The sequence below is a fragment of the Blastococcus sp. SYSU D01042 genome (genome assembly GCF_054050515.1).
The window spans coordinates 125,501-140,107 of the sequence record NZ_JBJGZM010000011.1 but is presented as its reverse complement, the minus strand read 5'-3'; the positions used below and the strand labels follow the sequence as shown (position 1 = coordinate 140,107).

Annotated in this window: 14 protein-coding genes and 1 tRNA gene; 7 read left to right on the top strand and 8 right to left on the bottom strand. The window is 74.7% G+C overall.

Annotation, left to right across the window (positions count from 1 at the left end):
• Positions 1 to 81: 81 nt before the first annotated feature.
• The 3 genes from ACI79H_RS18025 to ACI79H_RS18015 all read right to left on the bottom strand — a co-directional run bounded on the left by ACI79H_RS18025 (position 82) and on the right by ACI79H_RS18015 (position 4,395).
• Positions 82 to 155: transfer RNA gene (locus ACI79H_RS18025), tRNA-Met, on the bottom strand.
• Positions 156 to 222: 67 nt separating this feature from the next.
• Entirely contained in the window at positions 223 to 3,195 is a 2,973-nt protein-coding gene (locus ACI79H_RS18020; protein WP_456555795.1) for a UPF0182 family membrane protein, read from the bottom strand.
• Between the two features lie 177 nt (positions 3,196 to 3,372).
• Positions 3,373 to 4,395 (bottom strand): YlbL family protein, encoded by a 1,023-nt coding sequence (locus tag ACI79H_RS18015; RefSeq protein WP_456555794.1) that lies wholly within the window; start codon positions 4,393 to 4,395, stop codon positions 3,373 to 3,375.
• A gap of 135 nt (positions 4,396 to 4,530) precedes the next feature.
• On the opposite strand from ACI79H_RS18015, the gene ACI79H_RS18010 reads away from it, so the two are divergent.
• Positions 4,531 to 5,871 carry a zinc-dependent metalloprotease gene (locus tag ACI79H_RS18010; protein ID WP_456555793.1) on the top strand — a complete coding sequence of 447 codons (1,341 nt, stop codon included), beginning with the start codon at positions 4,531 to 4,533 and terminating at the stop codon, positions 5,869 to 5,871.
• Between the two features lie 4 nt (positions 5,872 to 5,875).
• On the opposite strand, the gene ACI79H_RS18005 is transcribed toward ACI79H_RS18010, so the two are convergent.
• Positions 5,876 to 6,568, bottom strand: a complete 693-nt coding sequence (locus ACI79H_RS18005) for a M48 metallopeptidase family protein (protein ID WP_456555792.1) — start codon at positions 6,566 to 6,568, stop codon at positions 5,876 to 5,878.
• 412 nt (positions 6,569 to 6,980) lie between these two features.
• Here ACI79H_RS18005 and ACI79H_RS18000 point away from each other — a divergent pair, with 412 nt between their 5' ends.
• From ACI79H_RS18000 to ACI79H_RS17990, 3 genes are all read left to right on the top strand, one after another.
• Complete coding sequence (locus ACI79H_RS18000; protein ID WP_012950213.1) at positions 6,981 to 7,133, top strand: DUF5679 domain-containing protein; 153 nt, start codon at positions 6,981 to 6,983, stop codon at positions 7,131 to 7,133.
• A gap of 121 nt (positions 7,134 to 7,254) precedes the next feature.
• The gene (locus ACI79H_RS17995; protein WP_456555791.1) at positions 7,255 to 8,301 is read left to right on the top strand and encodes a ThiF family adenylyltransferase; all 1,047 of its coding nucleotides are present in this window, start codon (positions 7,255 to 7,257) and stop codon (positions 8,299 to 8,301) included.
• Between the two features lie 152 nt (positions 8,302 to 8,453).
• The gene (locus ACI79H_RS17990) at positions 8,454 to 9,776 is read left to right on the top strand and encodes an ABC1 kinase family protein (protein ID WP_456555790.1); all 1,323 of its coding nucleotides are present in this window, start codon (positions 8,454 to 8,456) and stop codon (positions 9,774 to 9,776) included.
• 33 nt (positions 9,777 to 9,809) lie between these two features.
• Here the strand turns inward: ACI79H_RS17990 and ACI79H_RS17985 are convergent, their stop codons facing one another.
• The 4 genes from ACI79H_RS17985 to ACI79H_RS17970 form a co-directional block, all read right to left on the bottom strand.
• Positions 9,810 to 9,974, bottom strand: a complete 165-nt coding sequence (locus ACI79H_RS17985) for a hypothetical protein (protein ID WP_456555789.1) — start codon at positions 9,972 to 9,974, stop codon at positions 9,810 to 9,812.
• A 71-nt stretch (positions 9,975 to 10,045) separates the two neighbouring features.
• Positions 10,046 to 10,390: a WhiB family transcriptional regulator gene (locus ACI79H_RS17980; RefSeq protein WP_456555788.1), complete on the bottom strand. Its 345-nt coding sequence runs from the start codon at positions 10,388 to 10,390 to the stop codon at positions 10,046 to 10,048.
• A 141-nt stretch (positions 10,391 to 10,531) separates the two neighbouring features.
• Positions 10,532 to 10,837 carry a hypothetical protein gene (locus ACI79H_RS17975; protein ID WP_456555787.1) on the bottom strand — a complete coding sequence of 102 codons (306 nt, stop codon included), beginning with the start codon at positions 10,835 to 10,837 and terminating at the stop codon, positions 10,532 to 10,534.
• 138 nt (positions 10,838 to 10,975) lie between these two features.
• Positions 10,976 to 12,967: an ATP-dependent helicase gene (locus tag ACI79H_RS17970; RefSeq protein ID WP_456555786.1), complete on the bottom strand. Its 1,992-nt coding sequence runs from the start codon at positions 12,965 to 12,967 to the stop codon at positions 10,976 to 10,978.
• Between the two features lie 158 nt (positions 12,968 to 13,125).
• On the opposite strand from ACI79H_RS17970, the gene ACI79H_RS17965 reads away from it, so the two are divergent.
• The 3 genes from ACI79H_RS17965 (at position 13,126) to ACI79H_RS17955 (ending at position 14,607) form a co-directional block, all read left to right on the top strand.
• Positions 13,126 to 13,392 (top strand): mycoredoxin, encoded by a 267-nt coding sequence (locus ACI79H_RS17965; protein WP_456555785.1) that lies wholly within the window; start codon positions 13,126 to 13,128, stop codon positions 13,390 to 13,392.
• Between the two features lie 7 nt (positions 13,393 to 13,399).
• A complete protein-coding gene (locus ACI79H_RS17960) occupies positions 13,400 to 13,960 on the top strand; it encodes an ANTAR domain-containing protein (protein ID WP_456555784.1) in 561 nt (186 codons plus the stop codon).
• 86 nt (positions 13,961 to 14,046) lie between these two features.
• A complete protein-coding gene (locus tag ACI79H_RS17955) occupies positions 14,047 to 14,607 on the top strand; it encodes a uridine kinase (RefSeq protein ID WP_456555783.1) in 561 nt (186 codons plus the stop codon).

Here is a 14,607-nt window from a genome sequence, read left to right as displayed (position 1 = left end):
CACCCCCCCCCGGGGTGCGCCCCCCCGCCCACCGCACCCACCTGGCGGGGGACCGGGTGGAGCCGGGCCCCTTCTGCGTCGTAGCGGGGGCAGGATTCGAACCTGCGACCTCTGGGTTATGAGCCCAGCGAGCTACCGAGCTGCTCCACCCCGCGTCGGTAGGACCACCGTACCAGGCGGGCCGGAGGGGGCGGCGCGGGTCCGCGCCGCCCCCTCGCCGGCTCAGCCGCCGGGCGTCGCCGTGGCGCCGGCTGCCTCCTGGGCCGCGCGGTAGGCCTCCACCGCGGCCTGCAGGTCCTCCAGCGCCTGCCCCTGCTGGGCGAAGCTGCCGCTGCGCTGCGCCTCGGCCAGCGCGGCCAGCGCCTCGTCCAGGTCGGTCACCGCCTGGTCGAGGTCAGGCGTCCCCGCCTGGTCCTCGCCGTCCTCGGGCGCGGGTGCGGGGGTCGGCGCGGGCTCCGGCGCCGGGGTCTCCTCGCCGTCGTCCTCCGGCGGCGGCCCGGCCGCGTCGCTGTCGGTGGCGATCTCCCCCACGCCGGCACCGAACACCTGGTCCAGCGCCTCGGCGAGCGTGTTCGCGTAGCCGATCCGGCCACCGAAGTTGACCATCACCCGCTGCAGCAGGGGGAAGCCGCCCTCGCCGGTGCTCTCCACGTAGAGCGGTTCGACGTAGAGGAGTCCGGCGTCGCCGATCGGCAGGGTGAGCAGGTTGCCGAACACCGCGTTCGAGTTCTCGCTGTCGAACAGGGTGAGGTCGCGGCGGATGTCGTCGTTCGCCTCGAACGAGTTCTGCACCTGCGTCGGACCGCGGAACGGCGTGTTGCCCGGTAGCTGCAGCACCTGGATGGCGCCGTAGCTGTCGGGTGCGCTGGACGCGGACAGGAAGGCGGACAGGTTCGGCCGCTGGAACGCGTTCAGGGCGCTGGTGAGCTGGAAGGTGGCCCCGTCGTCACCCGGCCGCTGGGCGAGGATGTAGTACGGCGGCTGGTTCTCCTCGATGTCCTGGGTGGGGTCGGTCGGGATCTGCCAGCGGTCGCTGCCCTCGTAGAACGAGATCGGGTCGTCCACGTGGTAGCGGGTCAGGATGTCCCGCTGCACCTTGAACAGGTCCTCGGGGTAGCGGACGTGGCTCTCCAGCTCCTCGGGCACGTCCTCGCGGGGCTGGACGATCCCCGGGAACGCCTTCATGTAGGTCTGCAGGACCGGGTCCTCGGTGTCCCACTCGTAGAGCGTGACGGTGCCGTCGTAGGCGTCGACGGTCGCCTTCACCGAGTTGCGGATGTAGTTGAAGGTCTCGTTGGGCAGCGCCGCGGTCCCGGTCCCGGTCAGCGCGTCGGTCGCCGCCTCGCCCAGCTCCATCTGCTCGGCGTAGGGGTAGGAGTCCGACGTCGTGTAGCCGTCGAGGATCCAGGTGACCCGGCCGTCGAGGACCGCCGGGTACGGGTCCCCGTCGACCTCGAGGAAGGGTGCGGCCTTCTCGACCCGGTCCCGCGGGTCGCGGACGTAGAGGACCTTGGACTCCTCGTTGACCGCGCTGGAGAGCAGGAAGTTCCGCTCCCGGAAGTAGACGGCGTAGGTGAGCTGCCGGAAGAAGCTGCCGACCGACACCCCGCCCTCGCCGTCGTAGGTGTTGTTGAGCTGCCGGTCGTTGGAGCCGGGCAGGTCCGACTCGCGGGGCGCGGACCCCTCGGGAGCGCCGACGACGGAGTAGTCCTCGATCAGCTCGCCGTAGTAGATCCGGCTCTGCTCGACGTCGATGTCGCCCTGGACGGGCAGGTCGCGCGTCGTGAAGTTGGGCTCGCCGCCGTCGGACCCACCGAAGACCTCGTTGGCCGGCGCAGCCACGAAGCCGTGCCCGTGGGTGTAGACGGTGTGCCGGTTGATCCAGGTGCTCTGGTTCTCCGAGAGCCCGGCACTGTTGAGCTCGCGCGCCGCGACGACGTAGTCGCGGGTCTCGCCGTCCACCGTGTAGCGGTCCACGTCGAGCTTCTCCGGGAAGCCGTACCAGTTCCGGATCTGCTGGCGCGCCGTGAACGTGTCGGACAGGACGTTGGGGTCCAGGAGCCGCGCGTTCGGGATGGTCTCGGTGTCGTTGCGCAGCTCGGCCAGGGCCACCTCGGGGTCGACCGCCTCGTTCTCGCCGCCGCCCTCCGCCGTGGTGTCCTGGGCGTAGTCGACGTACTCGATCTCGTCGAGGCCGTAGGCCTGCCGCGTCATCTCGATGGCGCGCTCGATGTAGGGCGCCTCCCGCTCGTTGGCGCTGGGCCGCACGACGAACTGCTGCACGATCGCCGGGTAGGCGACGCTGATCACCAGGCTGGTCGCCAGCAGGAGCACCAGCGCCGCGGCCGGCAGCAGGAGGTTGCGGAACACGATGTTGGCGAAGAACGCGATCGCGCAGACGGCGGCGACGAACACCAGGATCGTCTTGGGCACCAGCAGCGCGTTGATGTCGGTGTAGCTGGCGCCGGTGAAGACGTCACCGCGGTCGGAGTAGACGAGCCCGTAGCGGTCCAGCCAGTAGGCCACCGCCTTGAGCGCCACGAAGACGCCCAGGAGCACCGAGATCTGCACCCGGGCCGCGGACGTCAGCTTCTGCCCCGGCGTCTGGAGCCGCAGCCCGCCGAACACGTAGTGGGTCAGCAGCGAGCCGATCAGCGCCAGGATGACGATGGCGAAGCCGAACCCGAGCACCAGCCGGTAGAAGGGGTACTCGAAGACGAAGAAGGACAGGTCGAGCCCGAATTGGGGGTCGGTCTGGCCGAAGTCGGTGCTGTTCCGGAAGGTCAGCCAGGTCTCCCAGCTGCCCTGCGCGGTGAAGCCGGCGAACAGCCCGAGGACCACGGCGACGGCGGTGAGCACCAGCCCGGCGCGGGGCTCCAGCGACTGCCGGTAGCGCTCGAGGTTCTGCTGCTCGAGCGACATGGGCCGGAACGTCGGGCGGAACCGGTAGGCGAGGTAGATCGCCAGCGCGGTGAGGCCGCCGGTGGCCACCCCCGCCACGGCGAACAGCAGCGCCCGGCTCTGCAGCTCGGTCCAGAAAACCTCGGTGTAGTTCGTCTCGTCGAACCACAGGTAGTCGACGTAGACGTTGGTGAGCGTGCCGATCACGGTGAAGAGCACGAGCAGCACGGCGATGGCGCCGAGGGCCAGCTTCGCGCGCCGCGACAGCGTCGGCACCGGCACGGGGGGCCGCATGGCCACGGTCGGTCTCCTTCAGTTGCAGATGGTTCGGCAGCGGAGCGTCAGGTGCGGATCCGGCAGCGCGGCTCACGACCGCACCACCGGCGAGGCGGAGACGCCCGACCCTGGCGCACTCCCCCGCTCATCCCAGCACAACGCTCCACGCGCGCCCGGGTTCCCCGGTCCCCCGCCTCAGCAGGCTTTGGGCGTGCGCCCGGCCCGGAAGTCGGCCAGTGCGTCCAGCGCGTCGTCCAGGTCGGCCACCCTGGCCAGCGGGAACCCGGGATCCCCGGCCGCGAGCGCCTCGTCGCAGTTCCCGGCGGGCACGAGGAAGAGGTCGGCGTCGATCTCGCGGGCGGCGACCATCTTCAACGCGATGCCGCCGATCGGGCCCACGGTCCCCTCGCCGTCGATCGTCCCGGTGCCCGCCACGAGCGCACCGCCGGTGAGGTCCTCGTCGCCCACGAGGTCGAGGATGCCGAGGGTCAGGATCAGCCCGGCCGAGGGTCCGCCGACGTCCTCCACCCGGATGTCGATGTCGAAGGGCGCGGACGGCTGCTCCAGCACGTTCACACCGAGGGCCGAGCCGTCGCCCTCCTCGGCGGCCCGGGTGGTGACCGTGGTGCTGCCTGCCTCCCCGAGCCGCGTGTAGCCCACCGTCACGGCCGTCCGCGGCGGGATCGAGGCGAGCACCGAGTCCAGCGCGGCGAAGTCGGGGGTCGGGCGGCCGTCGACGGACTCGACGGCGTCGCCCTCCTCGAGCAACCCCGCCGACGGCGAGTCCTCCGGCACCCCGCGGACGACGACCTTGACCGGGTAGCCCAGCCGCCCGAGGGCCACGGACTCGGCTGCCTGCTCCGACGTGAGGAAGGCGCGCCGGTTGACCTCGCGGGTCTCCTCCGGGGTGCGGTCGGGCGGGTACACCGACTCCTCCGGGACGACGGCGACCTCGTCGTCGAACCACCCGCGCACGGCCTGCACGAGGCTCAGCCCACGCCGCCCCACGCCCACGGTCGTGAGGTTGAGGTTGCCCTCGACGTCGTTGCGCTCCCGGCCCTGCACGTCGATGATCGGCTCGCCGTCGATCTCACCCAGCGTGTTGTAGGTCGGCCCGGGCACCTGGGCGACGTAGGGCACCGGCAGCGTCGTGCCGAGCACGCCGAAGAGCACCAGCAGCACGCCCCCGGCGGTGAGGACGGCGATGCGACGGGTCACGAGCGGCGAGCCTAGATCAAGGACCTCCTGCCCCCCGTCGCTCGCACGCTCGCGCCGGGTCCCTTCAGGAGGCCGTCCGCTGCCGGCGAACCGCTGCGCGCCCCCCGGGAAGATCACGGCGTCTACCGTGGATGCATGAGCGACGTGCCCTTCGGCTTCGGTCTCCCCGACCGCGATCCCGAGCGCCGGGAGGGCGGTGGGAACGACCCCGGCGGCGACCCGTTCGGCCTGGGCGCGCTGTTCGGCGGCCTGGCCGGCGGCGGGAACCCGCAGGACGTCCTGGGGAAGATGCCCTTGTTCGCCGAGCTGCAGAAGCTCATGAACTGGTCGGGCGGCCCGGTCAACTGGGACCTCGCCCGGCAGAGCGCGATCAGCCAGCTCGCCGCCGGGCACCAGCCCTCCAGCGAGGGCGAGCGCACGGCCGTCGCCGAGGCGCTGCGGCTGGCCGACCTGTGGCTGGACCAGGTCACCGAGCTGCCCTCGGGCATCGACCGCACCGCCGCGTGGTCGAGGGTGGAGTGGGTCGAGAAGACGCTGCCGGAGTGGGGCGCGCTGATCGACCCGCTCGCGGAGCGCGTGGTCGCCGCCATGACCAGCGCGCTGCCGCAGGAGGCCGCGATGAGCTTCGGTCCGGTCGCCGGGATCATGGGCCGGATGGGCGGGCTGATGTTCGGCGCCCAGGTCGGCTCGGCCCTCGGCAAGCTCGCCGACGAGGTCCTGACCAGCACCGACGTCGGGCTGCCCCTCGCCCCCGCGGGCACCGGGGTGCTCGTGCCGCAGAACGTGGCCGCGTTCGCCGACGGGCTGGACCGCCCGGCCGACGAGGTGCGGCTGTTCCTCGCGCTGCGCGAGGCCGCGGCGCAGCGGCTGTTCGCGCACGTGCCGTGGCTGCGCCAGCAGCTGCAGGACGCGGTGCACGCCTACGCCCGCGGCATCACCATCGACCGCGAGGCCATCGAGCGCGGCATCTCGGAGGCGATGGCCGGCGGCGGCATGGAGGGCCTGGACCCCAGCGACCCCGAGAGCATCCAGCGCCTGCTCGGCAGCGGGCTGCTCGAGCCCGAGGAGACGCCCGAGCAGGCGATGGCGCTGCGCCGCCTGGAGACGCTGCTCGCCCTGGTGGAGGGCTGGATCGACACCGTCGTCGCGGCCGCCGCGCAGGACCGGCTGCCCGGCCACCCGGCGCTCGCCGAGACGATGCGCCGTCGGCGGGCCACGGGTGGGCCGGCCGAGCAGACCTTCGCCACGCTCGTGGGGCTGCAGCTGCGCCCCCGCCGGCTGCGGGACGCGGCCACGGTCTGGGGCGCGATGACGCAGCAGCACGGCGCCGGGGAGCGCGACCGGCTGTGGAACCACCCGGACCTGCTGCCGACGTCGGACGACCTCGACGAGCCGCTGGACTTCGTGACCCGTCAGGGGGCGGACGACGAGCTCCGGGCGATCACCGACGAGCAGCCGCCGGAGGACGAGCGCTAGCGCCTCAGTCGACGAGGTCGGCGTCCGGTCCGTCCGCGGCGCCGGCCGCGCCGGCGGTGTTGGCCAGCTCGACGCCCTCGAGGAAGCCGCGAGCCCGCTCGGCCCGCGGGTAGCGCGCGACCAGCGCCCAGAAGCGCTCGTCGTGGCCCGGCTCGAGCAGGTGCACCAGCTCGTGCACCAGCACGTAGTCCACGACGTACTCGGGCATCGACCGCAGCCGGCTGCTCAGCCGGATGCTGCGGTCGGCCGGGGTGCACGAGCCCCAGCGGCGCTGCTGGTTCTCCACCCACCGCACCGAGGCCGGCTCGGCCAGGCCGTCGAGGTGTGCGGCCGAGAGCGCACGGGCCCGCACCATCAGCTCGTCGTCGCCGCCCAGCGAGCGGCGGCGCCGCTCCTCCCGCGTCTGCAGCTTGGCCACCATCTGCGCCACCCACCGGCGCTCCTCCGCAGGACTGAACGCCGCGGGGATGAGCACCACGGTGCGGCCGCTCTCCCGGTAGGCGGTCACCGTGCGACGCCGGCGGGCGCTGCGGCGCACCTCGACGACGGCCTCGGACTCCTCGCCGGGGCGCGGCGCGGTACCGCCGTCGGCCGACGAACGCCGCGCCATGGGCACGGCACGGCGCACACCCGGGGGCCGCGGCGGCACGCCGGGCTGACCAGGGTGCGCGGAGTCGTCGGGAGGCGTTCCTGGCACGGGGGAACCGTAAGGCACCGGAGCCCCTCCGCGCCCACCTGGAGACACCCTCTCGTGTGGAGGTCGCACGGACGGTGGACACCGCCGCCACCCACTCGGTGACGCAGGGGTGCGGGCGCGGCGGTCCACAGCCCGCACGGGTGCGTCGACGCAGGTCGGACGGGGGAAGGGCGCGCACCGGCGGCACCCCGTCCCCGCTCCGCCCCCTGGCTGCGCACAGGGACACGCCGAGCGGTCCCCACGTGCTCCACAGGGTTGTCCACAGGCTGTGGGAACCGGGGTGCGCGAGCGGCCCTCACGGACCCGGGACGGACGCCCGCCCCCGGTTCCGGTACGCCGCGACACGGGTAGCGTTCTCGCGCAACGGCGCCCGGCGCGCGTGCCGCGACGCCCCCCGAGACGAGGAGATCCCGTGGCTGAGAGCTACAACGGCTACTGCGTGAAGTGCAAGGAGAAGCGCGACTTCGACGGCGAGGTCAAGGTCAGCGAGTCCGGCCGCCGCATGGCCCAGGGCACCTGCCCGGTGTGCGGCACCAAGATGAACCGGATCCTCGGCAAGGCCTGAACCGACGGCCCCTCGCGGGCCGGTGCGACGGCGGCGTCCCCCCGGGGCGCCGCCGTCGTCGTCCCCGCGGCCCTGTGGACGGAGCCCGCCGGCACGGCAGGAGCGCTGGCACGCTCCCCCGGTGAGCGACACCGCCCATCCCCTGCTGCCCGCGGCCACCCCCCTGCTGCACAGCGCGGCCGACCTGCAGGTCGGCGGCGTGGACAGCGCCGACGGCCTGCTGGTCAGCCCCCGCCCGGAGGGGCTCGCGGCGCTGCTGCGCGGCCTCGACGGGCGCCGCGCCCAGCGCGCGGTCGTGGCCGACGCCGCCGGCCAGGGGCTGGACGCCGCCACGGTGACCAGCGTCCTCGACGAACTGCGCGCGGCCCGGTTGCTGCTGGACCTCGACGCCGCCGACCTGCTGGCCACCGATGCGGGTCCGGCCGCCGCCGCCCGGCTGGCAGCCGAGCTCCCGCCGGTCGACGCGTGGCGTGCGCGCCGCGCCGCGGCGGTCGTCGTCGAGGGCGCCACCCGGGTCGGCACCCCGCTGGCGGCGGTGCTGGCGGCCAGCGGCGTGGGCCGGGTCAGCGTCCGCGATGCCGGCCCGACGCAGGCGGGCGACGCCGTGGTGGGCGGGGCGACCGCCGCGGACGAGGGACGGCCCCGGGCGCTCGCCGCCGCGGACGCCGTGCGCCGCGCCAATCCGCTGACCGACCTGCGCCCACCGTCGGGCACCTCGCCCGACCTGGTCGTGCTGGCCCGGCCGTGGGCCGCCTCCGACCCGACCGCCGCCGGCTGGTCGCGCGCGGGCGTGCCGCACCTGGTCGCCACGGTGCGCGGGGCGACGGGCGTGGTGGGACCGCTCGTCGTGCCGGGGGTCACCAGCTGCCTGCGCTGCGCCGACCTGCACCGGCGCGACACGGACCCGAGGTGGCCGCAGCTGGCCGCGCAGCTCACGGCCGCCGACCCACCGCCCAGCGGCGCCACCGTGACCTGCCTGCTCACCGCGGTCACCGCCGCCGTGCAGGTGCTCGGCTACCTGGACGGCAGCGCGGCGCCCGCCGCCCTGGATGCGACCCTGGAGCTGGTACCGCCCGACCTGGTGCCCCGTGTGCGCCGCTGGACCCCGCACGCCGAGTGCGGCTGCGTCCAGCGGGGCGACCGCTCCGCAGGGGACAATGGACGGTGAGCGCGCTCGCGGGTTCGCCCGGGACGGCTCCGCGCGGCCGCGGAGGCGGGGGTTCGGCGCCGACGAGGAGGACCTGTGAGCGAGCGTGCGAGCTCACCGATGCGCGGAGCACTGCCGGGAACGCGGCTGACGAGCGCCAGCGAGGAGGACGCGTGACCGAGGATCGACCGGTGATGCCGCGGGGGTCGGTCTCCCGGACCGCGCGGCTGGCATCGCTCCCGCTGGGAGCGGCCGGTCGGGCCACCCTGGGGCTGGGCAAGCGGCTCTCGGGCCAGTCCGCCGAGGCGGTCTCCGCCGAGCTCCAGCAGCGCACCGCCGAGCAGCTGTTCGCCGTGCTCGGGCAGCTCAAGGGCGGGGCCATGAAGCTCGGCCAGACGCTGTCGGTCTTCGAGGCCGCGGTGCCCGAGGAGATGGCCGCCCCCTACCGCGAGGCGCTGGTCAAGCTCCAGGAGGAGGCGCCGCCGATGCCGGTGCGCACCGTGCACGCGGTGCTCGCCCAGCAGCTCGGCGGCACGTGGCGGCAGCGGTTCGCCGAGTTCGACGACCAGCCCGCCGCCGCGGCGAGCATCGGCCAGGTGCACCGGGCGACCTGGCGGGACGGCCGGGACGTCGCGGTGAAGATCCAGTACCCGGGCGCGGCCACGGCGCTGATGTCCGACCTCAACCAGCTGAGCCGTTTCGCCCGCCTGTTCGCCGTGCTCTTCCCGGGCATGGACGTCAAGCCGCTCATCGCCGAGCTCAAGGCCCGGGTGGTCGAGGAGCTGGACTACAGCCTGGAGGCCGACGCGCAGCGCGGGTTCGCCGCCGCCTACGCCGGCGACGCGCAGATCGCCGTCCCGCGGGTGGTGGCCAGCGCGCCCAAGGTGATCGTCTCCGAGTGGCTGGAGGGCACCCCGCTGTCGCGGATCATCGCCGGCGGATCCCGCGAGGAGCGCGACCGCGCGGGGCTGCTGATGGCGCTGCTGCACTTCTCGGCGCCGCAGCGCGCGGGCCTACTGCACGCCGATCCGCACCCGGGCAACTTCCGGCTGCTCGCCGACGGGCGGCTGGGCGTCATCGACTTCGGCGCGACGGCGCGGCTGCCCGACGGCCATCCCGAGCCGATCGGCCGGCTGCTGCGCTGGGCGCTCGAGGGCAAGGCCGAGGAAGTGCTGGCCGACCTGCGCGCGGAGGGTTTCGTGCTGCCGAACGCCCAGATCGACGCGCAGGGCGTGCACGACTTCCTGCGGCCGATGCTCGACCCGGTCGCCGAGGAGCGCTTCCACTTCACCCGCGCGTGGATGCAGGAGCAGGCGGCCCGGATCGCCGACCCGCGCCTGGAGGCCAGCCGGCTGGGCCGCCAGCTCAACCTCCCCCCGGCCTACCTGCTGATCCACCGGGTGACGATCGGCTCGATCGGGGTGCTGTGCCAGCTCGACGCCGAGGGCGGGTTCCGCGGCGTGCTGGAGGAGTGGCTCCCCGGGTTCACCGGGTGAGGGCCGGGTCCTCGCGGACCCGGCCCTCACCGTTCAGTAGACGGATGCGCTGAGGCGCGCGGCGCGGCGCACCGCCCGCTCGGCGCGGCGGGCCGCCTTGCGCGCCCGGTACAGCCGCTGCGCGCGGGAGGCAGCGAGCGCCTCCTGCCGCAGTTCGCTCATCCGGCTCTGCGCCAGTGCGTGCTCGTACATGAGCATGATCGGTTCCTCGGTTCTCGACGCTGTTCGTGGCACCCCCGCCGCTGCGGCGGGGGCGTGCTGCTGGGTGCTCATGCGGCGGTCACCTTGCGGGGGCGGCCACGGGGCCGCTTGCGCGCGATGACCACACCGCGGTCGAAGATCTCGCCGCCCCAGACGCCCCAGGGCTCGGCGCGGTCCAGCGCGCCGGCCAGGCAGGCGTCCCGGACCGGGCACTCGGCGCAGAAGGTCTTCGCCAGCTCGAGCTGGGCGGGACTCTCGGCGAACCAGAGCTCCGGGTCCTCCTCGCGGCACGGCAGGGGGCGCCGTACCGGTGCGGGTGACACAGGCGGGTGCGGCCGCCGGGGAGTCTCGGTGCCGGTCCAGGGGAGCCCGGGCCGGCGGTGGGACGTCGGGCGGTCGATCGTCTGCTGCACTGCCGCTCCTCCTCGTACTCGTCGTCTGCGCGGTCGGCGGGGGCCCGCCGACCGAAGTCGGGGCCGGGTGCCGCGGAGAAACGAAGAGGCCGCGGATCCCGGGGTTCGGGTTCCGCGGCCTGGAGGAGGACCGGTGAGCGGTTAGCTCTGCGGTCTCCCCGGGGGCTGGAGCCCGAGGGTGGTCGTGAAGTTGTGGGTGGTGGTGCTCATCGGGGCGGTGCCGATGACGTCCTGCCCGAGGACGGACCCGAGGGCCGTGCCGATCTCATCGATCGGGCGCAGGCGGGCGGCGACGGGCAGACCGGTCCCCTGGATCGGAGCTGCGACGGGCGCCATCCGGACCACCGGGCCGCCGGCGACGACGGAGGGGCATGCGTACGAGGACATGCCGAGGCTGCCCGGGCCGGAGAACCCGGCGGGGGCGTCGGTCCACATCGTGCTGATCACGTTCACCCCTCCTCCCGGGTAGCGAGCGCGGCCGGTCGGCGGCGCTCGGGCTGGGTGCAGCTCGTGTGCGTCAGGACACTAGGGGCGCGTCTCGGAGACGGTCAATCGAATTAACGACGGTTCCTGCGAAAGCGTCTTTCAGGTGGTGACGGCGGCGAGGACGTCCTCGCCGTAGAGCTCCAGCTTGCGCGACCCGATGCCGGGCAGCGCGGAGAGCTCCCGCAGGCTGGCCGGCCGGGTCTCGGCGATCGCCTGGAGGGTGGCGTCGGTGAAGACGACGTAGGCCGGCACCGAGGCCGCCTGCGCGGCCTGGCTGCGCCACGCGCGGAGCCGCTCGAACAGCTCACCGGCCTCGCCCTCCAGGACCACCTTGGGCCGCTTGCCCGCCTTGCGGGCCGGTGGCGCGGTGGGGCCGGAGTCCGGCGCCAGCCCGGTGAGGAACCGGCTGCGCGGCCGCGCCCGCTTGGCCCCGGGGTTGCGCGCCAGCGACCAGGACAGCGTGAGCTGCTCCCGGGCGCGGGTGATGGCGACGTAGAGCAGCCGGCGCTCCTCCTCGACCGCCTCGGGCCGGGAGAACGACTGCGCGATGGGCAGCACGCCGTCGACCAGGCCGACCACGAAGACGGCGTCCCACTCCAGGCCCTTCGCGGCGTGCATGGACGCCAGCGTCACGCCCTGCACCGTGGGTGCGTGCTGCGCGTCGGCGCGCTGGGCCAGGTGGGTGACGAAGCCCGGGAGGTCCAGCGACGGGTTCTCGGCCACCAGGTCGACGGCGAGGTCGACCAGCGCGGACAGCGACTGCCAGCGGTCGCGCGCCGCCCCACCGGCCGGCGGGCGGTGCTCGGCCCAGCCGGTCGAGGCCAGCACGTCGCGCACGGTGGGCACCAGCATGCCCGGCTCGCTGCCGCCGGCCGCCGCCCCGCGCAGGAGCAGCACCGCCTCCCGGACCTCGGGACGCTCGAAGAAGCGCTCGCCGCCGCGCAGCACGTACGGGACGCCGGCGTCGGCCAGCGCCGACTCGTACACCTGCGACTGCGCGTTGATCCGGAACAGCACGGCGATCTCGCTGGCCGGGGTGCCCTCCTCGACCAGCGCCCTGCAGCGCTCGGCCACGGCCTTGGCCTCGGCGGGCTCGTCGGCGTGCTCGACGAACCGCGGCTCGACGGCGTCGGCCCGCTGGCCCAGCAGCCGCAGGCCGGGCAGGCCCTTGCGCCGCGGCGCCATGCCGATCAGCCGGTTGGCCAGCCCGACCACCTGCGGGGTGGACCGGTAGTCGCGCTCGAGCTTCACCACCTCCGCGTCGGGATACCGGTCGGCGAAGCCGAGCAGGTAGTCCGGGTCGGCCCCGGTGAAGGAGTAGATGGTCTGGTTCGGGTCGCCGACGACGCAGACCTCGGCCCGCCCGCCCAGCCACGCGTCGAGCAGCCGCTGCTGCAGCGGGTTGACGTCCTGGTACTCGTCGACGACGAAGTGCCGGTACTGGTCGCGGACGGCACGGGCGACGTCGGGGTGGCCCTCGAGCGCGTAGGCGGTGACCAGCAGCAGGTCCTCGAAGTCCAGCGCCCCGTCGCGCTCCTTGGCCTGCTCGTAGCTGGCGTAGACGGCGGCGACCGCGGCCGCCTCGAACGGGGGCTCGCGCCCGGCGGTCTTCGCGCGGGCCGGGTAGTCCTCCGGCGTCGCCAGCGTGGTCTTGGCCCACTCGATCTCGCTGGCGAGGTCGCGCAGGCTGGTCCGGTCGGTGGTGAGCCGGTTGCGCGCGGCGGCGGTGGCGACCACCCGCAGCTTGTTCTCGATCAGCGCCGGCATCGGGCCGCCCAGGACCCGGGGCGCGAAGTAGCGCAGCTGCCGCATCGCCGCGGCGTGGAAGGTGCGCGCCTGCACCCCGCCGACGTCGAGAGCGCCGAGCCGGGTGCGCAGCTCGCCGGCCGCGCGGGCGGTGAAGGTCACCGCGAGCACCTGCTCCGGCACGTACACGCCGGTGTGCACCCCGTACGCGATCCGGTGGGTGATCGTGCGGGTCTTGCCCGTGCCCGCACCGGCCAGGATGCAGACCGGCCCCCGCACCGCCTGGGCGGCGGCGCGCTGCTCCTCGTCGAGCCCGGCGAGCACGTCCTCCGCACGGGTCGTCACGCCCGACGGAGGGATCCCTGCTCGTGTCACGGGGCGATCCTCCCAGCCGGCACCGACGTCATGGGGAAGCATCCCCAGGAGGCCCGCGTTGACCCGACGTCTGCGGTACGCCCTCGGGGGCTGGACCGGCTCGGAACTACCAGGGAGAATCGACCTCGATGACCACGACCCCCGGCACCGCCGTGACGATGTACACCACGACGTGGTGCGGTTACTGCGTGCGCCTCAAGAAGCTCATGCAGATCGAGGGCATCAGCTACGCGGAGGTCGACATCGAGGCCGACGCCGCGGCCGCCGACCTGGTCATGAACGCCAACGGTGGCAACCGCACCGTGCCGACGCTGATCTTCGCGGACGGCAGCGCGCTCACCAACCCCAGCATCGACCAGGTCAAGGCGCAGCTCGCCGCGGCCGCGGAGGCGTGACCCCGTCGTGATCCCCGGTCCCCGCCCCTCGGACGGGCTGCCACGCCCGCTCGCGGGGTCGGGCGACCCGGCCGGCCCGCCGATCGAGTGCGAGCCAGCACCGGTCGCGCTGATCCGCACCCCCGCCGGCTGGGTCGTGCGCTCGGCCACCGGCAGCCAGGCGGTGGGCGACGTCGTCGAGGGCATGTCGCTGGCCGACCTGATCACCGAGGAGCACGGCCGGCTGCCGGAGCCCGACCGCTCCGCCCGCCGTTCCGCCCGGGGCCCCGCCTCGCCTGCCGCAGAGGTGCCCGTGCTCGACGAGAGCGCCCTGCGGATCGCCGCGCTGGAGCGCACCGTGGCCCAGCTCGAGCACGCCCTCGCCGCCCGCGTCGCCACGGAGCGGGCCATCGGCGTCCTGGCCGAGCGGCAGGCGCTGAGCGCGCGCGCGGCCTTCGAGGCCCTCCGCCGCGAGGCCCGGTCGCAGGGCCGGCCCGTCGCCGAGCTGGCCCGCGGGGTGCTCGACGGTCTCGCCCCGGACGTCCCCGACGCCGCCCGGCCGGTGGCTGCCGCGGACGGCCGGTCCTGACCTCGCCCGTCCCGCTCACCCCCGCCGCGCTGGCCGACCGGCTCGCCGAGCTCCTCGCCGGGGAACCGCCGGAACCGGGCGCCGCGGTGCTGCGCGTCGCCGTCGACGGGCCGGAGCTGGCCGCGCCGCAGGACCTGGCGGCGACGGTCGCCGAACGGCTCCCGGCGCGCGGCCGCGGCGCCGTCGTCGTGCCCGCCGAGGGCTTCTACCGGCCCGCCTCGCTCCGCCTGGAGCACGGCCGGACCGACCCCGACGCCCGCTACACCGACTGGCTGGACGCCGGCGCGCTCACCCGCGAGGTGCTGAACCCCGTCGGGGCCGGCGGATCGGGCCGCTACCTGCCGGTGCTGTGGGACCTCGAGCGCGACCGGGCGGTCCGCGCCCGTCCCGAACCGGCGCCCCCGGGTGGCGTGCTGCTCGTGCCCGGCACCCTGCTCCAGGGCATCGGGCTGCCCTTCGACGTCGTCGTCCACCTGCGGGTGGCCCCGGCCGCGCGCCGTCGTCGCACGCCGGCCGACCAGGCCTGGGTGCTGCCGGCCTTCGACCGGTACGACGACGAGGTCGACCCGGCCGCGCTCGCCGACGCCGTGGTGCTGGCCGACCACCCCGACCGGCCCGCCCTCGTGCTGGCGGGCCGCTTCCGCTGA

Excerpts from the sequence above, each read along its gene's own strand:
- ACI79H_RS18020 (WP_456555795.1), bottom strand. The coding sequence starts at position 3,195 with ATGCGGCCCCCCGTGCCGGTGCCGACGCTGTCGCGGCGCGCGAAGCTG.
- ACI79H_RS18010 (WP_456555793.1), top strand. The coding sequence starts at position 4,531 with ATGAGCGACGTGCCCTTCGGCTTCGGTCTCCCCGACCGCGATCCCGAG.
- ACI79H_RS17985 (WP_456555789.1), bottom strand. The coding sequence starts at position 9,974 with ATGCTCATGTACGAGCACGCACTGGCGCAGAGCCGGATGAGCGAACTG.
- ACI79H_RS17965 (WP_456555785.1), top strand. The coding sequence starts at position 13,126 with ATGACCACGACCCCCGGCACCGCCGTGACGATGTACACCACGACGTGG.